Raw genomic sequence first — 21,621 nt, forward strand, 5'->3', positions numbered from 1 at the left:
TCTGCACCACCACGTGCTTGGTGGGATCGGCCAAGGCCGCCCAGACCTTGTCCGTGTCGTCCCGCTCGTAAATGGCTCCCACCGGACAGACCAGAGCGCATTGCCCGCACTGCACGCAGTTGGTCTCGTCGAGATAACGGCCACCTACAGGAGCCACCGTGGCAGTGAAGCCCTTGCCCTGTAAAGCAATAGCGCCTACCGTCTGGACGTTGTTACACACGCTCTCGCAACGCCGGCAAACGATGCACTTGTTGGGATCGCGGATGATGGCCACGGTAGAGGTGTCGAGGGGGAGCTCCTTGCGGGGCAGAGCAGGAATCCTGAGAGTTCGGATGTTGAGTTGCTGAGCCAGGCTTTGTAGCTCGCAGTTGCCGTTGCGGGGACAGGTGGGGCACTCCATGGGGTGGTTGGCCAAGATGAGCTCCAGGGTCATACGCCGCGCTTCCCGCACCGCCGGCGTGTTGGTGCGCACCACCATCCCTTCCTCCACCGGCGTGTTACAGGAAGTAACCAGTTCTTCCCTGCCCTCTACTTCCACCACGCAGATACGACAGGCCCCCACTTCGTTGATGCCTTCCAGGTAACACAGAGTGGGGATCTTGACCCCTACCTGCCGCGCCGCCTTGAGAATAGTCGTGCCCTCAGGCACCGTAACCGAAAAGCCGTCGATGGTCAAGCGAACGTCAGCCACGCTCTCCCTCCTATCCAGCAATGGTCTGCCAACCGGGGTTAGGAGCTACCGTCTTAGGCGGCTGGCCCGCACGGTAGGCCTCCAACTCATCGTAAAAGCGTTCCCAAAGCTTCTCCGTTATCAAGCCCGCCACCCGGCCTAGGCCGCACTTGGAGCCCTGCTTGAGGGTCCGGGCCAATTCTTTCACCAGGGAGGGATCCGGCATCTCTCCACCGTTTCTTAGATCGTTAAGTATGTCGAGTATATACTTAGTACCTATGGGACAGGGGCGACACTCGGCACAGGAATCTTGTTGCACGTACTCCATGAAGTACCTGACTATGTCTACCATGGAAACCGATTCGTCCAAAAAGACCTTGCCCGCCGAGCCCAGCACAGAAGCCGCCTTGCCCAACTCGTCCCAGTCGGGCGGAACCTCGTCCACTTTTATGGGGCCCAAAGCCCTTATCTGCTCGGTGAACTCCGTGACTACCGAGCCGAAGCGCGCTCCCTCTGCCGCCGAGATCCACTCCAGCCGCACCCGCTCCGGCTCGATTCCAAAAAGCTCCACCAGGCGCTTGGTGAGGTTAAAACGGCGGTGAGCGTAATAGTTACCCTTGACGTAGTGGCAGTCGCCCGGATGGCAGCCAGCTACCAGCACCCCATCGGCGCCGGAAAAGAGGGCTTTCAGCACAAAACGGGGATCCACTCGCCCGGAACACATGACCCGTATGATGCGGATGTTGGGGGGATACTGGATGCGCGAGACACCCGCCAGGTCGGCGCCGGCGTAGCTGCACCAGTTACATAGAAAGCCTATGATGCGGGGTTCAAAGGAAGACAAGAACCTCACTCCTTTCTACAAGTGTTGTTTAAAAGCAAAACCCCTTGCTGGGGAAAGCTCAGCTTTCCGCTAGCTTCCGCCGTGCCAGAGCAAAACTGGGGCGCCAGCTCTCGGAAGGAGAGTTATCCTGGATCTCCGTTCCCTTTCGCTTCCGGAGCTCCTCTGCCACCTGAGCTACCATCATATCGATCAAGTGAGGTAAGGGTTCGGTAGAGGAACCTACTATCTCCACATTGGCCCGGTTCAAGTGTAAGAGGATTTTCTTGGCGGGACTTTTGGCCACAGCCTCAGCCATCTTAGGCGTGAGTTCGCCCAACATGCTATGAGCGATAACGGCCGCGATGGTACCAAGGATGATGTCCACCCTTTCCGCATTGTAAACTACAGCGTTCTCCCCGCTGGCCCCGTCATTGGCCCCCGCCCGCAGCATCTCGGCTGTAGCGATGGCGTTGGTACCCAGAGCAATTATCTCTACTTCCTCTTTGGGAAGGGCTTTGCGTAGCTTTTCCACAATTACCCGCCCAATCCCGCCTCCTTGCCCGTCTATAACCGCCACGCGCAGCATGACTTTAATCCTCCTCGCTTAAAAGGAAAGTCTTTCCTGCTTGCGAAAAGAAAGGCGACTACGCCACCCGCTCCTAGCGAGCTCGAACTTTTGGCCTTCGTAGCCGCCAATAAACCTTCTATAAAAATTCAGGGGCCTTACCTTTTCAAGACGCTCGTTTGCCCATACTTAGCGGAACCTTCGCAGTTCCTTGAACTTCGCTAATTATCTATTCGCCGATCCCACAAGAATTCCTTCCTTGTCCCACAAATTTTTTGCCCTACAGCAACCCTTCCTCCTGCAGACGCGCCCCCGGCTGGGCCAGCGCCGTGGTCACCAGGCTTATGGCCTCACCCAGCCGGCAAGCAGCCTCTTCCGCACGACCCAAATGGAGCTCCCAGATCACCTCCTTCAGCCGGGCGCTCGCTTCTCTGAATTTAGGGTGGCCGGTTACCTCGTAAGCGAATTGCGCTTCTTGCCGCACCCGTTCTAGAAAAAGCCGGTAAAGCCTGCGCCCCCCTTCCCCCATTTCGGGCTGCTGCGCCTGTTCTAAAAGCGCAGTGGCCAGGAGCAGAGCTCCTTTTACCCTTTCGCCGTAAAGAAAAGTGGTGAAAGCCTCTTTCAGATCCAAAGCCACCTTACCGCCCCATTCTTCGCTTTTCTTTAAGTTTAACATTCCGCTTTCGCTTTCGCGAAGACAAAAAGGCCGGGAAGTTCCCGGCTTCAAGCGAAAGCAAGGGGGGATGACAAAGGCTTTGGGCTTAAATCCTGAAACTGCTCGGGCCGCGGCGCGAGTACACCCGCAGCTCCAGCAAGTGGATAGCGCAGGCCAGGCAAGGATCGAAAGAACGCACCACCCGGGTAATCTCGACCGGATTTTCGGGGTCTTGCACCGGAGTTCCGATCAATGCTTGTTCTATGGGTCCGGGCTGCCCCCGGTCGTCCCTGGGGCTGGCATTCCAGGTGGTGGGAACTACCGCCTGGTAGTTGGCTATCCGGTAGTTCTTGATTTCTATCCAGTGCCCCAGAGCGCCCCGGGCGGCCTCGGTGAGTCCCACGCCGTGCGCCTCCTCCGGCACCTGAGCCGGCAAGTACACGGGTTCGCCTACTTTAAGCTGGCGCAGCCAGTCCAGCATGGCGTGGGCCAGCCGGCTGCACTCTAAAGCCCGGGCATAATGCCTTCCCAGCACGGAAAAGGCCCTCTCTCCCAAAGAGAGAATTTCCGGCACCTGGTTTATCCAGGAGCGGGCCAGCGGGCCTACCTCGTGCGGTAGTCCATCGTAACGGGGGGCTTTAAGCCAGGAGTAGGCCCCGGCCTTGCGGGGCTGGGGAACGGTCTCGCCTCTGGCCGGCGGGAGCCCGGAAGTGTCGTTGGCGTACCAGGAGTACTTCACGTCCTCCACTATCTTCTGCGGATCGAAAGGCGCGAACTTGCCGTTAGTGTAAACCCCCGGCTTGAAAAAGAGGTCGCGTCTGCCGGCCTGCCCGTCCGCCTGCGGGAAGCCACCATAGGCCAGCATATTGCGGCAGCCCCTGCCTATATCCCAGTAGTCGCTGTAGTACTCGGCCACGGTCTTTACGTCGGGCACATAGGTTTGATCGATGAAACGAATGAGTTCCTCCAGATAAGCCCGGAACTTTTCTACCCTCTCCGCCGTCACCGTTTCGGTTACTCCCCCGGGAATGAAGACGGTGGGGTGGGGTGCCTTCGCCCCGAACACGGCCAGCATTTTGTGAGCCTTCCGCCGGGCATCGAACGCCTCTAAGTAATGCTGCACTAAAAGTTCGTTTACTTTCGGGGGAAGCCGGTAATCCCCCTTGAAGCGGGGTACAAAGGGTGAGGTATCCGGACCTTTCACGTAGTCTAGGGCAGCCAGGGTATAGAAGTGCAGGATGTGCGATTGGATGTAGTTGGCTCCTTGGATAAGGTTGCGGATGATGCGCCCGTTGGAAGGAACTTGAGCTTGGAAGGCGTCGTCGAGGCAGAGGACGGAAGCTATACCGTGTGAAAGGGGACAGACACCGCAAATTCGCTGCGCTACATGCTGGGCGTCCCGGGGGTCACGCCCTTTTAGGATGATTTCGATCCCCCGGAAGAGGGTTCCCGAAGACCAGGCGTTCACCACCTTGCCGTTCGCCACTTCCACTTCGATCTTCAGATGCCCCTCTATCCGGGTCATGGGGTCCACAATGACCTTCGTAGCCATCTTTCCCCCTTCTCCCCTACCCGGGTTTTGTTTTTTTCTCAGCATAGTATAACTTTGCGTTAACAGTCAAATAAATTTTTGCTATAACCTCAGTGCTTCCAGGACCACCAAAGACCCACCAGGCTCAGAAGGGCTGCAAAAATCATGACCGCCCGATAGCCCCAGTAGTAGGCCAGCAGACCGCCCACCAAAGGGCCCAACGCACCACAGAGGTTAATCATTCCTATCAGGGCCCCTGCCGCAGTGCCCCGTCCCTCCCCTTCGCGCAGGAGCACCGAAAGAGCTCCTACGTAAAGGGCCGACCAGGCGGCGGCCAGCAAAAGTTGCACCGGGTAAACCTGATAGAAGGAGGAGAGAAGGGGATAGAGGAGGAAGACAAGCACGGAAAGGCCCAAGCCCGCCCGGAAAAGGCGGAACCCATCTCCTCGTTCCGCCACCCCCATGAGCAGTGATTGTCCCAGATAGTTGGTCATGACGGCCATCCCTATCCAGAACTTGCTGGCGCCCAAATGCTGCAGGTACAGAGGAAAAATAATCCAGACCGACGAAGCACCTAAGTGGCGCAGAAAAAAGGGGAAATAGACCCGGTGGTGGCGGGTGAGCACCTGCCAGAGGGAAGGATGATTCATTTTTGCCCCCAAAACCTCTCCTTTAATTCGCCAACTGAGGAGAAAGGCTAGGAGACATATCAAGGCGCTTAGCAAGAAAATCAGCCGATAATACTGCAAAACCGCTGCCAGGAAGGAGCCGGCGATCCAGCCCGCCGCGCACCAGGCGCTGTACTTTCCCACGCCGCCCCGGTTTTCGTAAGCCAGGACGAGCAAGGCCCCGGTTACCACCCCCAGGGAAAAACCCACCGCCGCCCGCAGCCAGGCCAGGGAGAGTACGCTGCCGGCCGCCATCTGAGCGGCGAAACACAGGGCACTCAGAGCCAGGCCCAGGCGCACAAAGTACAGGCGGCCCCGCAGGTCAGCCTGCCTGCCGAAGAGGAGGGAAGCTACAAAGTAGGTGAATCCGTAAGCTCCCCCCACCAACCCCACGGCTAAAGAAGAGCCTCCCAGCTCTTCGGTCAGCAAGGGGATAAAAACCCGCGAAGCCTCAGAAGACAAATAAAGAAGAAAGCCCAAGAAACTAGGAAACGTTATTACCACCCCGTTTACCGCCGGGCTCTATGATGCCGGTGGAGACCATAAAGCGTAGCCCCTCCTCCACCGAGAGGTCGAGGAAGATAACTTCTTCTTTAGGGACTAGGAGGAGGAAGCCGGACATGGGTACCGGCACGTGGGGAATCAGTACTTTCACCAATTCCTGCCCCGTGGCCCCCCGGAAGCTTTCTCCCGCTTCCCCTACTAGGAAGCCCACTACCCAACTGCCGCGCCGGGGAAATTCCACCAGCACTACCTGGCGGAAGACCTGCTTGCGCTCCTCGCTGAAGGTGTCCACGATTTCCTTCGCCGTGCGGTAAATCGTGTTGACCAGCGGGATCCGGAAAACCAGCGCTTCCCAATAGGCCAGGAGGCGCTTCCCGATGACGTTGGTGGCCAGTACCCCCACCAGCAAGATGATCAGGACGGTGATTACTACTCCCAGCCCGGGTATGTGGTAGGGAGTGAAGTAGCTCACCAGCTTGCCGGCAAAACCGTCTACCAAAGAGAAAAGCTTCCACAGCACAAAAACGGTAGCAGCCGCCGGCAGGAGGACTGCTACCCCGGTGAGCAAATAGTTACGCAGGCTGCGCTTCATCCAGCGGGGCGGAGGAAAGAACCGCCTCTTCACCTCCTACTTAAGGCTCCGGATCTTTCTTTTCTGCTCAGCCAGAATACTCTCGTACTGGGAGGCGAGCTCCCCTTCTAGACGCAGCCATTCCTCCTGGAAGAGAGGGTGTTGCTCCACCTCTACGCGGACCCGCACTCCCAACTGGCGCTCCAGGGCCTCCTGGGCCGAAGCCAGGCGAGCTGCAAAGTTCTCCTTTAAGTTGCGGTAAGCGTGCTCGCGGGCCTGGGCATAATAGCTAAAGAGGTACTCCAGTTCCTTAAAAATCTGCCGGAGAAGGTTTTTGTTCTCCTTCAGCAGAAGCAGCCCCTCCATGGCCCGCCGGTTGGTCTCCATCGCAGCCTCGTCCCTAGGTAATTGGAGGTTCTGGAGAAGGGTCTCCTCCACCCCCTCGCGCACGTAACGGGCTGCGGTGCCGATGTACCCTTTGATAGCCCCTAGGAGGTCGAAGTCCTTCTCCTGCAAAAAGCGGGCGGCTAAGCTGCGGCCCAGCGGCACGTATTCCAGGCTGGCGGTGTCCACCTGGTCAAGGTTGAGTTTCTCAAGCCTCTCCAAAGCCTTTTCGTAAGCCGTTTTTATCTTATTCTCCATGGCTTGCCTCACACTCCTATACTTTTCTTTTTAGCCCGCAAACGGGCAAGTAATTCCTCATAGCTCAAAGTGTTTATCACCTGTTCCCGGGTAAGCCAGGCCCGCCGGGCCACCCCCACCCCCAACTCCAAAAACTCCATTTGCTCCAGGAGGTGAGCATCGGTTCCGATGGTTAACTTCACTCCCCGGGCAGCGGCCGCGCGGGCGTTGATGTCGTTGAGATCCAGCCGCTTGTAATAGGCGTTTATCTCCAGCCAGGTGCCGGTGCGGGCGGCGGCGGTGAATATGGCTTCCAAGTCGAGCTCATAGGCTTCGCGCTCCCCTAGGAGGCGCCCCGTGGGGTGGGCTATGGCGTGCACGTAAGGGTTGGCTATGGCCGCCAGCAGGCGCTTGGTCTGGACCTCCTTGCTCTGCCGCAATCCGGTGTGGATAGCCGCTACCACCACATCGAGTTGGGCCAGAATTTCGTCGGGGTAGTCGAGCCTACCGTCCAATAGAATGTCCACCTCAGCCCCGCACAGCAGCTTCACATCAGGGCTTTGGGCGTTGAAGCGCTCGATCGCCTCTTTCTTCTTCAGGAGGGTGGGAACGTCCAGTCCCCCCGCCACCTTCAAGGCGGGGGAGTGGTCACAAACGGCCACCCATTCCAGCCCCAGTCTTCTGGCCTCCGCTGCTATTTCCTCTAGGGTGGCCGCCCCGTCACTGTACTTGGAGTGCACGTGAAAATCTCCCTTTATGTCTCCGAGCTCCACCAGAACGGGCAAGCGCCCCTCCAGCGCGGCTTCGATTTCTCCCCAGTCCTCTCTTATCTCCGGGGGGATGTAGGGGAGCCCTAAAGCGGCGTAGACTTCTTCCTCTGTGGCCCCGGCTATCCGCTCCTCTCCCCGAAAGACCCCGTATTCGTTCACCTTAAGTCCCTTTTTTACCGCTAGTTCCCGCACCCGGATGTTGTGCGCCTTGGAGCCGGTAAAGTAGCAGAGAGCCGCTCCGTAGCTCTCCGGCGGAACCACCCGCAAATCGATTTGCAACCCGTCCCCGGTGCGCACGCTGGCCTTGGTCGGTCCTTGGGCTAGAACCTCTGCTACCAACGGCAAAGTAGTAAAGACCTTTATTACTTCTTCCGGGCGGGTGCTGGCGGCCAGAATGTCCACATCCCCTACGGTCTCCTTGAAACGGCGGATGCTGCCAGCCAGCTCCACCCGTTCTACCGGCGCTTTTTCGCGGAGCAGATTGGCCACCGTACGGGCCAGCGGCAGCACCAGACCCAAGGGGCGCCGCTCTTCCACTGCCCGCAGAAGGGCTATCCCCCGCCGAATGTTCTCTTCGGTTTTGGCTCCGATCCCTGGCAATCCCTTGAGCTTTCCCTCATTGGCCAGCCGCTCCAACTCCGCCAAGCTCTTGACTCCCAGCTTCTCGTAAAGAAGTTTAGCCGTCTTGGGACCAATGCCAGGAACCCGCAGGAGCTCCACCAGTCCCGGCGGCACCTTCCGCTTAAGCTCCTCGTACTTCTGGAGGGTGCCGGTGGCCAAGATCTCCTCTATCTTGCGGGCCAACTCCTTGCCGACACCGGGTATCTTGGTGAGTTCCCCCCGAGCGGCAATGACCGCTATGTCCTCCGGCAGGTTCTCGATGTTCTGTACCGCCCGCTGGTAGGCCCGAATGCGGTAGGGGTCTTCCCCCAGGATCTCCATGATGGCTGCCATCTCCCGGAAGATGGCGCACACCTCAGCGTTCCTCATTAAAGCTCCAGCACCTCGCCGGTGCTGCCGAAGCGAAAGCGGGCGCCGAATATCCCCCTGAGCCGCGCCGCCACGGCCAAGCCTGTGCAGTGGTTGGCCGCCAGAAGGTCGAGATCCATCCGGGTTAGGCGCTCTATGGTCTCCTCCAGCTGTTCTTCCGAAACGGGGCCAAGGTGGGTGCCGCCAATGATGGCCGCCACCCTCTTTTCTCCGGTAACCTCCTGGGCGTGCTGGACGATATTGATCACCCCGGCGTGAGCACAGCCCACCAGTATGGCCAAGCCCGAGGAGGTCTTGAGGTAAAGGCTAAGATCGTCCGCCAGGGGGTCAGGAACTTTTCTTCCCTCCACCAGCACGTACATTCGCTCGTCCCCCCGTTCGAACTCCGTCCGGCGGGGAACTTCGCCGCTGAGCCACAGGCCGGGGAAGAGCTCCAAAGGCTCTTTTATCCAGCGAAATTCGGCTCCCAAAGCCTCCAACTCTTCGCGACGGTAGGGAATGCCCACATAACGGTCCACAGGAGAGGAAACGCGGTGGGGGCTGAAGACGTCCGGGTGAGCGTAGACGGGGATGCGTCTGCCGATATACTCCAGTACCGCTCTTAGGCCCCCTGTGTGGTCGTAGTGACCGTGACTCAAAACGATGGCTTCCGCCTCCCGCAAATCCACGCCCAGAAAGTGGGCGTTGGTCACCACTGCCCCGCGCTGGCCGGCATCGTAAAGAATCTTGTGCCCCTCGTACTCCACCCACAGACTGAGCCCGTGCTCGCCGGTAAGCCCTAGAGGCTTGCCCACGCTATTTTCCACCAGCACCGTTACCCGCATGTTTAAACCCCCTTTGCGTTACTTAAGGGTGAAAAGCCACAAGATGATTTCAAAAGCAATGAGCACTACTATAGCGATGTCGATCATCATGAAGCGATGGGTTATGAGTTCGTCACTCAAGAGGGAGTAGTTGCGCTCCACCACCTGCATCTTGCGGTCGATGCTCTCCAACCACTCCTCCACCCGGAAAATCTTTAGAGCAGCGGTGTAAATGCGGACGTAAAAAATGTCCTGGGTAACCTTCAAAGCGTTCTCAATACGCCCGGTCACCTCAGTGATTTCCACCATCAACTCCATCAGCCGCCGCATGATGTTGCGGTACTGGCGCAGGCGGCGGTAGCCTCCCCTTCCCGCCTCTTCCAGTGCATCATACATGGCCGCCAGTTCCCGGTCAAGTACGCTATCGTAATAGCGGAGTTCCAAGAGCTGCGCGTTGGCGAATTCCAGGAGATCGGCCACATCGGTGGAGCCAGAGGGATCGTAGATGAAGGCGGCGTCCCAGGTGATGATTATCTGGTCGTCACTGTAGGAAAAGAGGTTTCTGAGCACCTCCTGCCGCATAGCCTGGCTTATCGGCTCCTCCTCTCCCAGGAGGAGCGGCACCGGATCCCAATCACAGGGCCAGTCCTGGAAGAAGAAAATGAGAAAATCCTCTACGAAACCAGTGAATCCATCACCCGTAAGGGCGGGCTTTAGTTGCCGTATGAGCTCATCGCGGCAGGCGGCAAACCAGGGAGAAAGAGAAGAGGCTTCGCCAGCCGCCACGGCCAGGGACCGCAGTTCCTCGTAGCTCATGTCGGGAGGCAACTCCAGCTTAAAGAGGATGCTTAAAACCCCGAAATCGTAAAGCCGGGCGCTGGCTGCTACCCGGTAGGTCTTGCCGTTAAGCGCAACCTCTGTGCCTTCCAGCTCCACCGTCAGGGGAGGGTTTTTGATTTCCAGAGCCCGCGGGCGAACCTTGGAAAGGCGCATGCGCGAAACGGGCTTATAAAGCGCCAAGATTTTTTCGGCCGCTGCCAGGTCTATGTCCTGGGCCACGTCATAAAGCCGGTAAAACCACAAAGAACCCCGCATTTCCCTCAAGCGAAAACCTCCCCGTTTCCGGTGTGCTAGAATTTAGCTTAGCCGCCTTGGGAGGTGAAAGATTTTGCTACGTAAACACCTTTACCTGTTTTCCTTGGCCGTATTGCCGGTAATGATCTGCTCAGGCATGGTCTACTCCGTGCTGGCTCTTTACTTCTCCCACCTAGGAGCCTCTACCGGTGAGATCGGGCTCATCTACACCACCGGAGCTACCGCTGGTGCTCTGGCCGGGCCGCACCTGGGACGGCTGGCCGATCGGTACGGGCGCAAACCGGTCATCCTGGGAGCCATGCTCGGTTTCTTGGCCATCTTCCTGGGTTACGCCTCTATGAGACAGGTCGAGCTGGCTTTTTTAATCCAGGCGGTGGAGGGCGCCGCCTGGGCCGCCTTGGGAACCGCCGCTTCGGCCATGGTAGCCGACCTTGCCCCTCCGGCGGAGCGCGGCTGGGCCATGGGAGTGTACGACCGTACCTGGTTCATCGGCTGGATAATCGGTCCCTCCTTCGGGGGCTTCATAGCCGAGCACTTAGGTTTCCGGTGCACCTTTCTGGCAGCCGGTAGCCTCTTGCTCCTGGGGATCGGTCTGCTCTCCCTCGTTCCTGAGCCCCGCCGCTCCCCCGAGTCTAGCGGCGGATCGTGAAATCGGTGAACTCCCCCCGCCAGTCCTCCCAGGTTACTTCCACCCGCTTCACTTCGGCCCAGGGAGGGCCTTGGTAGCACCAGGCTACCATGCGCTTGACCCTCTCCTCCTCCCCTTCAAACACTGCTTCCACCGTCCCGTCAGGCCGGTTACGCACCCAGCCGGTAACTCCTTCTTCCCGCGCCTTCTCCAGCGTAGAGGCTCGGAAGTAGACTCCCTGCACCTTACCGTGCACGATCACGTGCGCGCGGGCCCGCTTCAACGACGCACACCTCCCTTAAAAATGGAATGCCAGAGCTTAGGGGGCAGCAGCTCTTTGAGCCGCACTTCCCCGTAGCTTTTCTTACCGGCAAAAGGGGTAGGAGGCCAGTCTTCCTCCCGCACCTTGGGCTTCCAAGAGCGATCCACTCTGCGGGAGGAAGTGAGCCACCAGCGCACCAACTCATCTTCGCCCCGGTTAAGAATAGCCTCGCGCACTTCCCAGAATTGGGGAGTAGCCGGGCAGCAGAAAAAGGTGCGGCAGACAAAGGGCCGGGCGGCATAGACCTTGCAGACCAGGCGCTCCCTGTCCAAGAAAACGCACCGGCCATCACGCAGGCGCCTCAGAGTGATATCCACCACCGGACCCCTTACTTCCACCGTGGCGTAGCGCGACAAAAAAGCGTCAAGCGTAGGTAGCTTTAGGTAACGCATGAGGACGAGACAATCCACGCTGGTAAGAGGAGCCCGCTCGCCACAGCAGGCATCGCAACCCAGGCAATCCTTCGCTCCCGGCCGGCGCACCCGGGTAAAAGGGTAGTGCCGCCAGGCCGAGTCCAGGGCTACTATGAAGTCCTCCACCGTGGCCTCCTCCGCTCCTACTTCCACCGCTAATCCTAAACCGTTGCTGAAAAAGACCGACGAAACCTTCACTTTCATTCGGGCAGCACCTCTGCTAAAATCAGTATAACGCCTAACTTCCTATCCTCAAAAGGAAGGAAAGGAGTTGGGCCCCGGCGTAATAATTTTTAAAGAGCACACCTTCTTTGGGGAGCCGAGCCGAGAAGAGCGGAGACGAGCCGAGCAAGAGGTGGCCCAAATCGCCTTCGCGGCAGGCTCCCACACCAAATAAGGAGGTTTGGGTAAGGGATGTCCCTGCCGCAGAGGGAAAGGTTGCCGCTTTTTGATTTTCAGGCGCTTCACGCTCGCCAACTACCTCGCCTCAAAGCTTGTCTGCAGTATGCTTACGAGCGTTCCCCCTTTTACCGGGAAAAGTTTCGGCAAGCAGGTATCAAGCCCAAGGAAATCCAGAGCTTGGCCGACTTCGCCCACCTGCCCTTTACCACCAAGGCTGAGCTCCGCGCTGGCTATCCTTTGGAGCTCATGGCCGCCCCGGAAGAAGAAGTGGTGCGCATACACTCTTCCTCCGGTACCACCGGCAAGCCGGTGATTATCCCCTACACCCGCCAGGACGTCGAGGTCTGGACCGAAATGATGGTTCGCTGCCTTAAGATGGCGGGGGTGAAGCGTCAGGACCGGGTGCAGATAACTCCGGGGTACGGCCTCTGGACCGCCGGCATCGGCTTTCAGGCCGGGGTGGAGCGCCTGGGGGCCATGGCCGTTCCCACCGGCCCTGGGAATACCCCGAAACAGATCGAGATGATGCTCGATCTCAAGACCACAGTCCTCATAGGAACCTCCTCCTACGGGCTGCTACTGGCGGAGGAGGTGAGCAAAAGGGGGCTCAAGGGTAAGATAGCCCTGCGCATAGGGATCTTCGGCTCGGAGCGCTGGAGCGAAAAGATGCGCCGTTTCATAGCCGAAGGGCTGGGCATTGAAACCTTCGACATTTACGGGCTCACCGAGGTCTACGGGCCTGGCATAGCCATAGACTGCCCTTACCACCTGGGCTTGCACTACTGGTCGGATCACCTCTTCTTCGAAATCATCGACCCCGAAAAGGGGACCCCCCTCCCGCCAGGAGAAGAGGGAGAGCTGGTCATAACTACTTTAACCAAAGAGGGCCTGCCCCTTATACGCTACCGCACGCACGATCTCACCCGTCTCTTGCCCTTCATCTGCCCCTGCGGTTCTCCTTTCCCCCTTATCGACCGCATAAAGGGGCGCACCGATGATCGCATCAAGATCAAGGGAGTCAACATCTACCCCGGTCAGCTGGATGGGGTACTACGGGAAGTGGAAGGCACGGGGAGTGAGTACCAGGTGATCCTCACCCGGGAAGGGGTGCGGGATAAGATGCTCATCAAGATAGAAGGCCTGCCGGGCTACGCACCGGAAAGAGTGGCAGAAAGCTGTCGCCAGGCGGTGAAAAGCCGCATTGGGGTCACGGTAGAAGTAGAAGTGGTGCCTCTGGGAAGCCTCCCCCGCAGCGAAAAGAAAACCAAGCGCATCTTTGATTACCGGGAAGACTGAGAAATAAAAAACCCACCCCCGTTAGGGTGGGTTTTAACCTCTTGCGAGGTGAGCCCTTAAGGCTGCTGCGGCACCTCCACCGAGATTCCCCGGAGTTCCTCGGTGCGGGCAGCCCGCCTACCCTTAGCTATGGCTCCCAGGATGATAACCCCGCTAACTACCAGCGCCAGGCACATGATGGCGAAGCTGAGATTCTTGAGAAGCTCGGCCGTGGAGGGAGCAAGGGCCAGCTTACCCAGATCGCGCAGGTACACGGGTATGCTCACCAGCCGGCTCACCATGACGATGAGCATAACCAGTGCCATAACCAACTTGATCATGTAGTCTTTCACATAGCTCGTCCCGATAGCACCGAGCTGTACGCCGAAGAGGGAACCAAACAGGATCAAAAGCGCCAGTCTGAGATCCACATAGCCGCTGTAGGCCCAGCTCAGGGTGCCTGTTAGCCCCATGACAAAGGCGATCACCAACTCCGTACCGCTGGCCACGAAGCTCGAGGCACCCAGGATGTACATCATGGCAGGCACGCCGATGAACCCGCCTACAGCTATGGTGGCGGCCAGCAAGCCAGTGGCGAATCCCAAGGGCACGGTGATCCAAAAGCTGACCTTCGACTTGGCTACCGGGAAGCTGAGCATGGGCGGGATGCGGAACTTCTGCACCTTTTGGGCCAGCTTGCCCGGCTCGACTACCACTACCTGCTGGTTCTTGCTCCGGTAGGCATCGCGTAGCACGATGAGCCCTACAGTCAACAGCACCAGCACGAAGATAGTGCTGACGTAGAGGTTAGAGCCAGCCGCCCCCCATACCTGATTGATCCACTTCTGAATCTTGACTCCCACTTGCACTCCCGCCGTGGCCGAGAGGCCCATAACCAGCCCAAGGAACACGTCCACGTGACCCAACTTGGCCCGCTTCATGGCTCCGACCAGCGCCTTGGGGAACTTGTGACACATGTTGCTGGCTACGGCCACCGCTCCAGGAACGCCCGCGCTCATCATGCCGGGCGTAAGCACAAAGGCTCCACCCGAGCCGATAAATCCGCTAAGCAGTCCCCCCAGGAAACCCAGCGTGGGGAGGAAGACTAGCATGAAGGGGGTAAGCTCCAGAACTTCCTTAGGCCCCATACATTCACCCCCTCTTTAACGGCCTTTGGCCCGGATGCCCAGAGCTTCGAAGAAAGCCCCGGTAAAGTTGCCATGCACTAGGGAGAAGATAATCGCCACCGCCACCACTATCGCCGCTTTACCTACGCCGCCTTCCGCGATGAACCCCTGCACCGCATCCCCTTTGAGGAAGACCACCGCGTAAAGTCCCAGCGACAGCGCTCCCCACAGTAAAAGCGCTCCCCAGGGCTTCTTGCGCCCATTCTGCTTACCGTTCATATTAACCCCTCCTCACCAATTAGCCGGTTTAAAAGCAAGGTGCTGGACTTAACACAAAGTACTCACAATCACTATCGCGGCAAGAAATTGAAGGAACCACTGCCACATATATCAAAGGTGCTTTAAGTAGACTCTTTACCAACTTCACGCCGCCGCTCGAGTTCTTTAAGCCTTTAAGCTCCTCCCAGCCTAGCTGCCACCTCCCCGATGCAATAGAGTATGCCCAGAGAAACGGCCGTCAGGGCCAGGATCCACAAATCGGTAACTGACAGGTCCAACTTCCGCGCCAACCCTTCGAGGCAAGAAACCCGCACTTCTTTGCTCCCCGCCACTGCCTTGGCCATAACCCTCATCCCCTTTTGAGAAATTTTTAAGAAGAGGTGGGTATGGCAAGCCGAAATCTTGGCTCACCATACTACCACAGTAGAGGCGCTACTACTTTTCAACCTGCTTGCGTTCCTTTTGCCTATTAGCAGAAGGAATTTCTAGCTCCCTTAAGGTTTCCAACAGCCACTCGCGTGCCAGCGAGAAGGCCAGGTAGTGCTCTACCAGCAAAACCCAGAGACCATAGCATACTCCAGCCAGAAAGAGAACCAAGAATCCTAAGGTCACCGCCGGAAGCCCTGAGCTACCGGGCGAGGGGGCTACCACCTCCTCTACCCGTAGGATGGTAGAGCGTAGGAAGAGAAGCGCCATGAGCACCAGTAAAGCTACTACCATTACCTTTTTCCCCTTGGTCGACTTGCCCACTCGCATCTCCATCAACAAGCGCCCTCTTCCGTATCCCTTTCACTCCCTATACCAATGCAAATCCCGTGCCACCCCCCACAAACAAAAAAGCGTTGCTTTTCGGGCAACGCTTTTAATAAAAGTGAGAAATATTTTTCTCACCTGTGCAAGTCCTTGCGCACCTACTTACCCAGAAAGACCGGCACGGGGGAAAGCTGCAGCACCCGCTGACTTACCCCTCCCAAAAGTAGCTCTTTCAGAGGATTGGTTCCCCGGCGTCCCATCACAATGAGCTCGTAATTCCCCTCGCGCGCCAGGGCCACAATCTCTTCCGCCGGATTGCCCACTCGGATGACTGATGTCCCTTCTATCCCCGCCTCCCGGAGGATGGCCAGCGCCTTCTCCAGATCCTGCGCCGCCCTTTTCCGCGCCGCTTCCTCCAGCTGCTGCGGGGTCACCCAAGGCACGTACTCTATGCTGGGGTCAACCGGCGGTACGACTTCCACCACCGCCACCTGGGTTAGAGGAGAAAACTTCAATACTTCCAGCGCCCGCCGCAAAGCCTGGTAACAATGCTCCGAGCCGTCGATAGCCACCAAGACCCTCCTGAACACCCTTCCCTTACCCCCTCGCTTAGGAGTTGAAGAGTCCTTTGCAAAATTAAGGCCAGCCCCTGCCGGAGGGCTAGCCCACTACAAAGTTCACCAACTTGCCGGGAACGGTGATGACCTTCCGGACCTCCTTGCCGGCTAGCAGTTGCTCTATGCGGGGTTCGCGGCGGGCCGCCTCTTCCATCTCCGCCGGCGTGGCCGTAGCCGCCACCAGTACCTTGCCCCGCACCTTGCCGTTAATCTGGATCACTACTTCTATCTGATCGGCCACCACAAGTTTAGGATCGTAAGGCGGCCACGCTTGCCGGTGCACGCTTTCCTTCTTACCCAGCTGCTCCCACAGCTCCTCCGCCATATAGGGAGCGAAGGGGGCAAGCAGTAGAATGAGCGTCTCCACCGCCTCGCGCAAGGTCCCGGGATCGCGCTCCTCCGGCTTCACCTCTTCGCAGTAGCGGGCCAGTCCGTTGGTGAACTCCATGATGGCGCTGACAGCCGTGTTGAGCCCGAACTCTTCTATGTCCTTGGTGACACGCTCTACGGTGCGGTGGGTGAGGCGGCGCAGCTCCCGGTTGGGGGGGCTCAAGCTCTCGGCCGGCTCTCCTGCTCCCTGCACCACCGGGATGAGGGAACGCACTAAGCGCCAGACCCGGTTGAGAAACCGGGCGCACCCCTCCACTCCTTCATCGCTCCACTCCAAATCCCTCTCCGGCGGGGCGGCAAAGAGAATGAAGAGCCGGGTAGTATCCGCCCCGTAGTGCTCAACTATCTCTTCGGGGCTCACTATATTCCCTTTGGACTTCGACATCTTGGCCCCGTCCTTCAGCACCATCCCCTGAGTGAGCAGGTTGGTAAAGGGCTCATCGCAGCTCACCAAGCCGATGTCGTAGAGGAACTTGGTGAAAAAGCGGGAATAAAGCAGGTGCAGGATGGCGTGCTCCACCCCACCGATGTACTGGTCTACTGGCAACCAGTAATTTACCTTGGCCTTGTCCCAGGGCGCCTTGTCCTCCTTGGGGCTAGTGTAGCGGAAGTAGTACCAGGAGGAGCAGATGAAGGTGTCCATGGTGTCCGTCTCCCGCCGCGCCGGAGCCCCACAGCGCGGACAAGTGGTGTTGACGAACTCTGGGCAGTCCTTCAAGGGAGACTCTCCTGTGGGTTTGAAAGCCACGTTATAAGGAAGAAGCACCGGCAGCTGCTCTTCGGGGACCGGCACGATCCCGCACTGGTCGCAGTAAACGATAGGTATAGGCGCTCCCCAGTAGCGCTGCCGCGAGATCAGCCAGTCGCGCAGTCGGTAGGTGACCTGCCTTTTCCCTAACCCCTTTTCCTCTAAGTAAGCCACAATTTCCCCCATGGCCTGGAGGTTAGGCTTCCCGTCGAAGGGACCGGAGTTCACCAGAACCCCCTCATCCACGTAGGCAGCGGTCATGGTATCCGGGTCTAGTACTTCCCCGGGAGGCTGGATGACCACTTTTATGGGAAGGCCGAATTTCCGGGCGAACTCGAAGTCACGCTGGTCGTGAGCTGGAACCCCCATCACCGCACCCGTGCCGTACTCCATGAGCACGTAGTTGGCCACGTAGATAGGAATATCCTCGCCGGTCAAAGGATGCCGGCAGAAGGCTCCTAAGAAAAGACCCTCCTTCTCCTGCTCCCCTGCGGTGCGGCTGAGGGCCGGAAGGAGGCGAGCCCTCTCCACAAAACAGCCGACCTCTTCCCGCCGGTCCTCGGCGGCCAGTTCCATCACCAGCGGATGCTCCGGCGCCAGCACTAGGTAGGTCACACCGTAAAGCGTGTCCGGGCGGGTGGTGAAGACCGTTATCCCTTCTTCTCTCCCCACGACGGGGAAGTTGATGAGCGCCCCTTCGCTTTTGCCGATCCAGTTGCGCTGCATCACTTTTACCTTTTCGGGCCAGCCCGTAAGCTTATCTAGATCCTGAAGCAGGCGCTCGGCGTAGGCGGTGATCCGGAGAAACCACTGCTCCAGCTCCCTGGGAACCACCGGCGTCTTGCAGCGCTCACACACCCCTCCTACCACCTGCTCATTGGCCAGAACGGTGGCGCAGGAAGGGCACCAGTTGACCGGAGCTTTTTTGCGGTAGGCCAAGCCCCGGTGGAAAAACTGGAGGAACAACCACTGGGTCCAGCGGTAGTAGTCAGGGTGGCAGGTGGCAATTTCGCGGTGCCAGTCGTAGCTGAAGCCCAGCTGCTTCAGCTGCTCCCGCATGAAGCTTATGTTCTGCCAGGTCCAGTCGTGGGGGTGAATACCGTGCTTGATCGCCGCGTTCTCGGCCGGGAGACCGAAGGCGTCCCACCCCATGGGGTGGAGCACAGAATACCCCTGCATACGCTTAAAACGGGCAATTACATCCCCTATAGCGTAGTTGCGCACGTGCCCCATATGCAGCTTGCCCGAGGGATAAGGGAACATCTCCAGGCAGTAGTACTTGGGCTTATCTTCAAAGTCGGGTACGGCGTACAGGTCTTCTTCCTCCCAGCGGCGGCGCCACTTCTTCTCTACCGCGTGAAAGGGGTATCTTTCGGCCACCTCTTCACTTCGCCTCCCGCTACAGAAATAAAAATAATGGCCTCTTTTGCAAGAGGCCCCTTTAGCCGCTTTTATGGTGGAGCTGGCGGGAATTGAACCCGCGACCTTTTCCATGCCAAGGAAACGCGCTCCCACTGCGCCACAGCCCCACACGCACTTTTAATTATAGACCAGAACCTTGAGCTAGTCAACAGGTACCGGGGTTCGGAGGTGCAGAAAGGAAGCTAAGACGCTTCCTCTGGTTTTTCCTCTTCCTTCTCTTCCTCTACCACCGTAGCTACTACCTCCCCAGGATCGGCCAGGACCTTTACGCCCGGCGGTATAGGAAGGTCGCGCACGAAAATGGTGTCCCCCACATCGAGAGAAGAGACGTCTACCTTAATGACTTCAGGAAGGGCTGTGGGCAGGCAGGAGATCTCCACCTCGCGCAGGAAGTGCTCCAGCACCCCTCCCTTCTTCACTCCCACCGGCTCGCCGCTCAGCTCCACCGGTACCGTGGCAGTGACTTCTTCGGTCAAAGAAACCTGGTGAAAGTCGACGTGGATGAGTTCGCCGGTCAAAGGGTTATGTTGCATCTCCTTGACCAGGGCCTTTTCCTGGCGCTCCCAGCCGTCGCCTACGATCTTCAGGTCGATGAGCTTCCCTTTGATCGTTTCGCCCCCGAGTACCTTTTTCAGGTCCCGCAGGCTAACTTCCACCGGCACGCTGCCCAAAGCCTTTCCGTAGACTACCGCCGGTATCTTTCCCTGAGCGGCCAGCCGGTTCCGGTACCCTTTGCCGCGACCCGTCCTCACCTGAGCCACCAGAACAGCTCCCACGCCAACCTCACCTCCCAATTATCATTATTTTACCTCGTCCTCCTTCAGATCACGATAGGAGAGGGCCAGGGGGCCGAAGTAAGCTACAGGGCAGTCTTGGTTGGGACAACGGTAGTACTGCCCTTCCGGCACTTCGTGCCCGCAGGGTTTAAGGGCCCGTTCCTTCACCTCCCGGAAGGGCACGGGAGAACCTTTGTGCCCGCAAAGGGGGCAAACGCTTTCCGGCAATTACTCCACCTCCAGAAAGTCTTCTACGTAGGCACGCAGCACCTCGGCCACCCCCCAGGCTTGGGCGAAGCAGCCGCGCGGTAAGAAGGGGTCGTCCCCGTCAAAAATCTCGCTTACATATCCCACCCCGTGGTCCCCCAGGTGAGCTCGGAAGGGATCGAAAAAGCGGCGTATCTGGCGATGGGCTGCCTTCTCGCCAGCGAAAACCTTACGGTAGGCAGTAATGAAGGGACCAATGAGCCAACTCCACACCGTACCCTGGTGGTAAGCGGCGTCGCGCTGGAGCACATCCCCCACATACCTCCCCCGGTAAGCGGGGTCGCGAGGAGAAAGGGAGCGGAGGCCATAAGGGGTATAAAGTTCCTCTTCTACCCGCTTCACCACCGCCCGCGCCTGCTCCTGGGTAAGAGGAGAGTGAGGGAGGCTCACCGCCAGTATCTGGTTGGGACGGAAAGACAAATCCCTTCTCCCCTCGTCGTCGATGACATCGGCGAGGTAGCCCTCTGGGCACCAGAACTTTTTAAACCCCTCCCTTATCTTGTCTCCCAGGCCGGAGTAAGGAAAAGGTAGGTTCCAACGGCCAGAAAGTTCCTCCAGGAAACGCACAGCGTTGTACCAGAGGGCGTTTACTTCCACCGGCTTGCCCTGCCGCGGGGTGATCACCCAGTCTCCCACTTTGGCGTCCATCCAGGTAAGCTGTACCCCCGGCTCGCCCGCCCGTAAAAGCCCGTCCCTAAGATCCATCCTGATGCCGTAGCGCGTGCCTTCCACATAGCGGCGCAGTATTTCCATCATGACGGGCCAGGCCTCGTTCCAGACGAACTCCTCGTCCCCCGTATAGCGCCAGTACTGCTGCACGGCGTAAAGATACCAGAGAGAAGCGTCCACCGAATTGTACCAGGGTTCTCCCTCATCTGGAAAGAAGTTGGGCACCAGTCCCTCCTTTACCGCCGAACCGTAGAGAAGCAGGATCTCCTTGGCTTCCGCAAAGCGCCCGGTTACCAGGGTGAGTCCGGGCAAAGAAATGAGGGCATCGCGCCCCCAGTCGGTAAACCAGGGGTAACCGGCGATCACCGAGGTGCCGGCGGGGCAGGAGCGCCTGACCAGAAAGGCGTCGGCCGCCCGCACAAGCTCCCGGGCCAAAGGGTCGGCACGGCCGGCCCGGCACACTACCTCCTCCAAGTGCCTCCGGGCTTCGCGCAGAAACCCCTCTGCCGCCGCCGGCTCCAGAACCTCCCCTAGAGAAGCGGTGACCACCACTTCGATCTCTTCTTCCGGAGGTATGAATACGGTGAAATAGCCTGGCAGGTAGTGGTCCTCGTAGGGGTTAAGACCTCGCTCCGCCTCGGCCGGGTAGTACATGCCGTAGTACCAGTCGGGAGAGGGGTGAAAAGCCCCCCGGCTTATCTGTAGGAAAAGCGGGGGCAAACCCTCCGGCCCCCAGATTACCACCCCGCCGGGCACATTTTCCTGCCGGAAAGAAAGGGTGCCACAGTAAGTGTTGCCGTGATAGTCCCGGTAGTTGACCAGGGGCCAGAGCCTGAGTTCGGCCGGCCCGGAGCCCGAGCTTAGGCGGTATAAGATCACGGTGGCGTTACGATAGCGGGGCATGAACACAGTTTTCTCCAGCCAGATAAGGCCGCAACGGTAGGTGAAGGTGGGAAAGGGGTCGATCTTTACGTGCTGCAAATGTGTAAATCCTCGCTCCGTGACTCCGTCCCGCGTGCAGTTGGTGGCCAGGTTGTAGGTAACACCGCCGCAAGTCAGTCGCTCGTCCAGCTTGGCCAGCAAAAGGCAGCGCCTGACCGGGGGGTTAAGCGCAGCTACCAGCAGCCCGTGGTAGCGGCGCGTATTGGCTCCCACCAGCGTGCCGGAGGCGAACCCCCCTAAGCCGTTGGTAACCAGCCACTCCCGCTCGCAACCGCGCTCGAATGTCCGCCAGGCCTCCTTGCCGAAGTGGTAAACCAAAACTCTC

Annotated in this window: 24 protein-coding genes, 1 tRNA gene and 1 pseudogene; 2 read left to right on the forward strand and 24 right to left on the reverse strand. The window is 58.7% G+C overall.

Annotated elements, in window-relative coordinates; translation table 11 throughout:
• The 12 genes and pseudogenes from DXX99_RS02340 to DXX99_RS02390 all read right to left on the reverse strand — a co-directional run.
• On the reverse strand, positions 1–691 hold a 691-nt coding region (locus DXX99_RS02340), incomplete at its 3' end, for a 2Fe-2S iron-sulfur cluster-binding protein (RefSeq protein WP_115791915.1).
• 10 nt (positions 692–701) lie between these two features.
• Positions 702–1,022 (reverse strand): NADH-ubiquinone oxidoreductase-F iron-sulfur binding region domain-containing protein, encoded by a 321-nt coding sequence (locus DXX99_RS11830; RefSeq protein ID WP_276308325.1) that lies wholly within the window; start codon positions 1,020–1,022, stop codon positions 702–704.
• A 93-nt stretch (positions 1,023–1,115) separates the two neighbouring features.
• Positions 1,116–1,523 (reverse strand): annotated as a pseudogene (locus DXX99_RS11835) (hydrogenase iron-sulfur subunit); the annotation flags it as partial.
• A gap of 49 nt (positions 1,524–1,572) precedes the next feature.
• Positions 1,573–2,079 (reverse strand): DUF3842 family protein, encoded by a 507-nt coding sequence (locus tag DXX99_RS02350; RefSeq protein WP_115791917.1) that lies wholly within the window; start codon positions 2,077–2,079, stop codon positions 1,573–1,575.
• A gap of 259 nt (positions 2,080–2,338) precedes the next feature.
• Positions 2,339–2,695: a hypothetical protein gene (locus DXX99_RS02355; RefSeq protein ID WP_165847668.1), complete on the reverse strand. Its 357-nt coding sequence runs from the start codon at positions 2,693–2,695 to the stop codon at positions 2,339–2,341.
• Positions 2,696–2,819: 124 nt separating this feature from the next.
• Positions 2,820–4,265: a nickel-dependent hydrogenase large subunit gene (locus tag DXX99_RS02360; RefSeq protein WP_115791919.1), complete on the reverse strand. Its 1,446-nt coding sequence runs from the start codon at positions 4,263–4,265 to the stop codon at positions 2,820–2,822.
• Between the two features lie 89 nt (positions 4,266–4,354).
• A complete protein-coding gene (locus DXX99_RS02365; protein ID WP_115791920.1) occupies positions 4,355–5,416 on the reverse strand; it encodes an MFS transporter in 1,062 nt (353 codons plus the stop codon).
• Entirely contained in the window at positions 5,397–6,041 is a 645-nt protein-coding gene (locus DXX99_RS02370; RefSeq protein WP_240610784.1) for a DUF502 domain-containing protein, read from the reverse strand. The genes DXX99_RS02365 and DXX99_RS02370 overlap by 20 nt, the downstream gene beginning before the upstream one ends.
• A gap of 3 nt (positions 6,042–6,044) precedes the next feature.
• A complete protein-coding gene (locus tag DXX99_RS02375) occupies positions 6,045–6,629 on the reverse strand; it encodes a hypothetical protein (RefSeq protein WP_115791922.1) in 585 nt (194 codons plus the stop codon).
• Between the two features lie 8 nt (positions 6,630–6,637).
• Positions 6,638–8,368, reverse strand: a complete 1,731-nt coding sequence (polX, locus tag DXX99_RS02380) for a DNA polymerase/3'-5' exonuclease PolX (protein WP_115791923.1) — start codon at positions 8,366–8,368, stop codon at positions 6,638–6,640.
• Complete coding sequence (locus tag DXX99_RS02385) at positions 8,368–9,192, reverse strand: MBL fold metallo-hydrolase (protein ID WP_115791924.1); 825 nt, start codon at positions 9,190–9,192, stop codon at positions 8,368–8,370. Before DXX99_RS02385 ends, polX begins: the two co-directional genes overlap by 1 nt.
• Positions 9,193–9,210: 18 nt before the next feature.
• Positions 9,211–10,266 (reverse strand): RMD1 family protein, encoded by a 1,056-nt coding sequence (locus tag DXX99_RS02390; RefSeq protein ID WP_240610795.1) that lies wholly within the window; start codon positions 10,264–10,266, stop codon positions 9,211–9,213.
• Positions 10,267–10,339: 73 nt separating this feature from the next.
• On the opposite strand from DXX99_RS02390, the gene DXX99_RS02395 reads away from it, so the two are divergent.
• Positions 10,340–10,915: an MFS transporter gene (locus DXX99_RS02395; RefSeq protein ID WP_165847669.1), complete on the forward strand. Its 576-nt coding sequence runs from the start codon at positions 10,340–10,342 to the stop codon at positions 10,913–10,915.
• Here the strand turns inward: DXX99_RS02395 and DXX99_RS02400 are convergent.
• A complete protein-coding gene (locus tag DXX99_RS02400; protein WP_115791927.1) occupies positions 10,899–11,177 on the reverse strand; it encodes an acylphosphatase in 279 nt (92 codons plus the stop codon). The genes DXX99_RS02395 and DXX99_RS02400 overlap by 17 nt on opposite strands.
• On the reverse strand, positions 11,174–11,833 hold the full coding sequence (locus DXX99_RS02405) for a YkgJ family cysteine cluster protein (RefSeq protein ID WP_115791928.1): 660 nt from the start codon (positions 11,831–11,833) through the stop codon (positions 11,174–11,176). The genes DXX99_RS02400 and DXX99_RS02405 overlap by 4 nt, the downstream gene beginning before the upstream one ends.
• Positions 11,834–12,043: 210 nt before the next feature.
• On the opposite strand from DXX99_RS02405, the gene DXX99_RS02410 reads away from it, so the two are divergent.
• Positions 12,044–13,327, forward strand: coding sequence for a phenylacetate--CoA ligase family protein (locus tag DXX99_RS02410; RefSeq protein ID WP_115791929.1), 1,284 nt, complete (start codon positions 12,044–12,046; stop codon positions 13,325–13,327).
• Between the two features lie 56 nt (positions 13,328–13,383).
• Here the strand turns inward: DXX99_RS02410 and DXX99_RS02415 are convergent, their stop codons facing one another.
• The 10 genes from DXX99_RS02415 to DXX99_RS02455 all read right to left on the reverse strand — a co-directional run bounded on the left by DXX99_RS02415 (position 13,384) and on the right by DXX99_RS02455 (position 21,614).
• Positions 13,384–14,454, reverse strand: a complete 1,071-nt coding sequence (locus tag DXX99_RS02415; RefSeq protein ID WP_115791930.1) for a sulfite exporter TauE/SafE family protein — start codon at positions 14,452–14,454, stop codon at positions 13,384–13,386.
• A 15-nt stretch (positions 14,455–14,469) separates the two neighbouring features.
• On the reverse strand, positions 14,470–14,712 hold the full coding sequence (locus DXX99_RS02420; RefSeq protein ID WP_115791931.1) for a hypothetical protein: 243 nt from the start codon (positions 14,710–14,712) through the stop codon (positions 14,470–14,472).
• A 173-nt stretch (positions 14,713–14,885) separates the two neighbouring features.
• Complete coding sequence (locus DXX99_RS11425; protein ID WP_165847670.1) at positions 14,886–15,056, reverse strand: hypothetical protein; 171 nt, start codon at positions 15,054–15,056, stop codon at positions 14,886–14,888.
• Between the two features lie 91 nt (positions 15,057–15,147).
• Positions 15,148–15,474, reverse strand: coding sequence for a hypothetical protein (locus DXX99_RS02425; RefSeq protein ID WP_115791932.1), 327 nt, complete (start codon positions 15,472–15,474; stop codon positions 15,148–15,150).
• Between the two features lie 149 nt (positions 15,475–15,623).
• Positions 15,624–16,055, reverse strand: coding sequence for a universal stress protein (locus DXX99_RS02430; protein ID WP_115791933.1), 432 nt, complete (start codon positions 16,053–16,055; stop codon positions 15,624–15,626).
• Positions 16,056–16,125: 70 nt separating this feature from the next.
• Positions 16,126–18,600, reverse strand: a complete 2,475-nt coding sequence (gene leuS, locus DXX99_RS02435; RefSeq protein WP_115791934.1) for a leucine--tRNA ligase — start codon at positions 18,598–18,600, stop codon at positions 16,126–16,128.
• A 74-nt stretch (positions 18,601–18,674) separates the two neighbouring features.
• Positions 18,675–18,749: transfer RNA gene (locus DXX99_RS02440), tRNA-Ala, on the reverse strand.
• Positions 18,750–18,824: 75 nt separating this feature from the next.
• Complete coding sequence (locus tag DXX99_RS02445; RefSeq protein ID WP_115791935.1) at positions 18,825–19,418, reverse strand: 50S ribosomal protein L25/general stress protein Ctc; 594 nt, start codon at positions 19,416–19,418, stop codon at positions 18,825–18,827.
• Between the two features lie 24 nt (positions 19,419–19,442).
• The gene (locus tag DXX99_RS02450) at positions 19,443–19,646 is read right to left on the reverse strand and encodes a hypothetical protein (protein WP_115791936.1); all 204 of its coding nucleotides are present in this window, start codon (positions 19,644–19,646) and stop codon (positions 19,443–19,445) included.
• Positions 19,647–21,614, reverse strand: a complete 1,968-nt coding sequence (locus DXX99_RS02455; protein ID WP_115791937.1) for an amylo-alpha-1,6-glucosidase — start codon at positions 21,612–21,614, stop codon at positions 19,647–19,649. It lies immediately after the preceding gene.
• Positions 21,615–21,621: the final 7 nt, after the last annotated feature.

It is taken from the genome of Ammonifex thiophilus (assembly GCF_003368535.1).
GTDB lineage: Bacteria > Bacillota > Desulfotomaculia > Desulfotomaculales > Ammonificaceae > Ammonifex > Ammonifex thiophilus.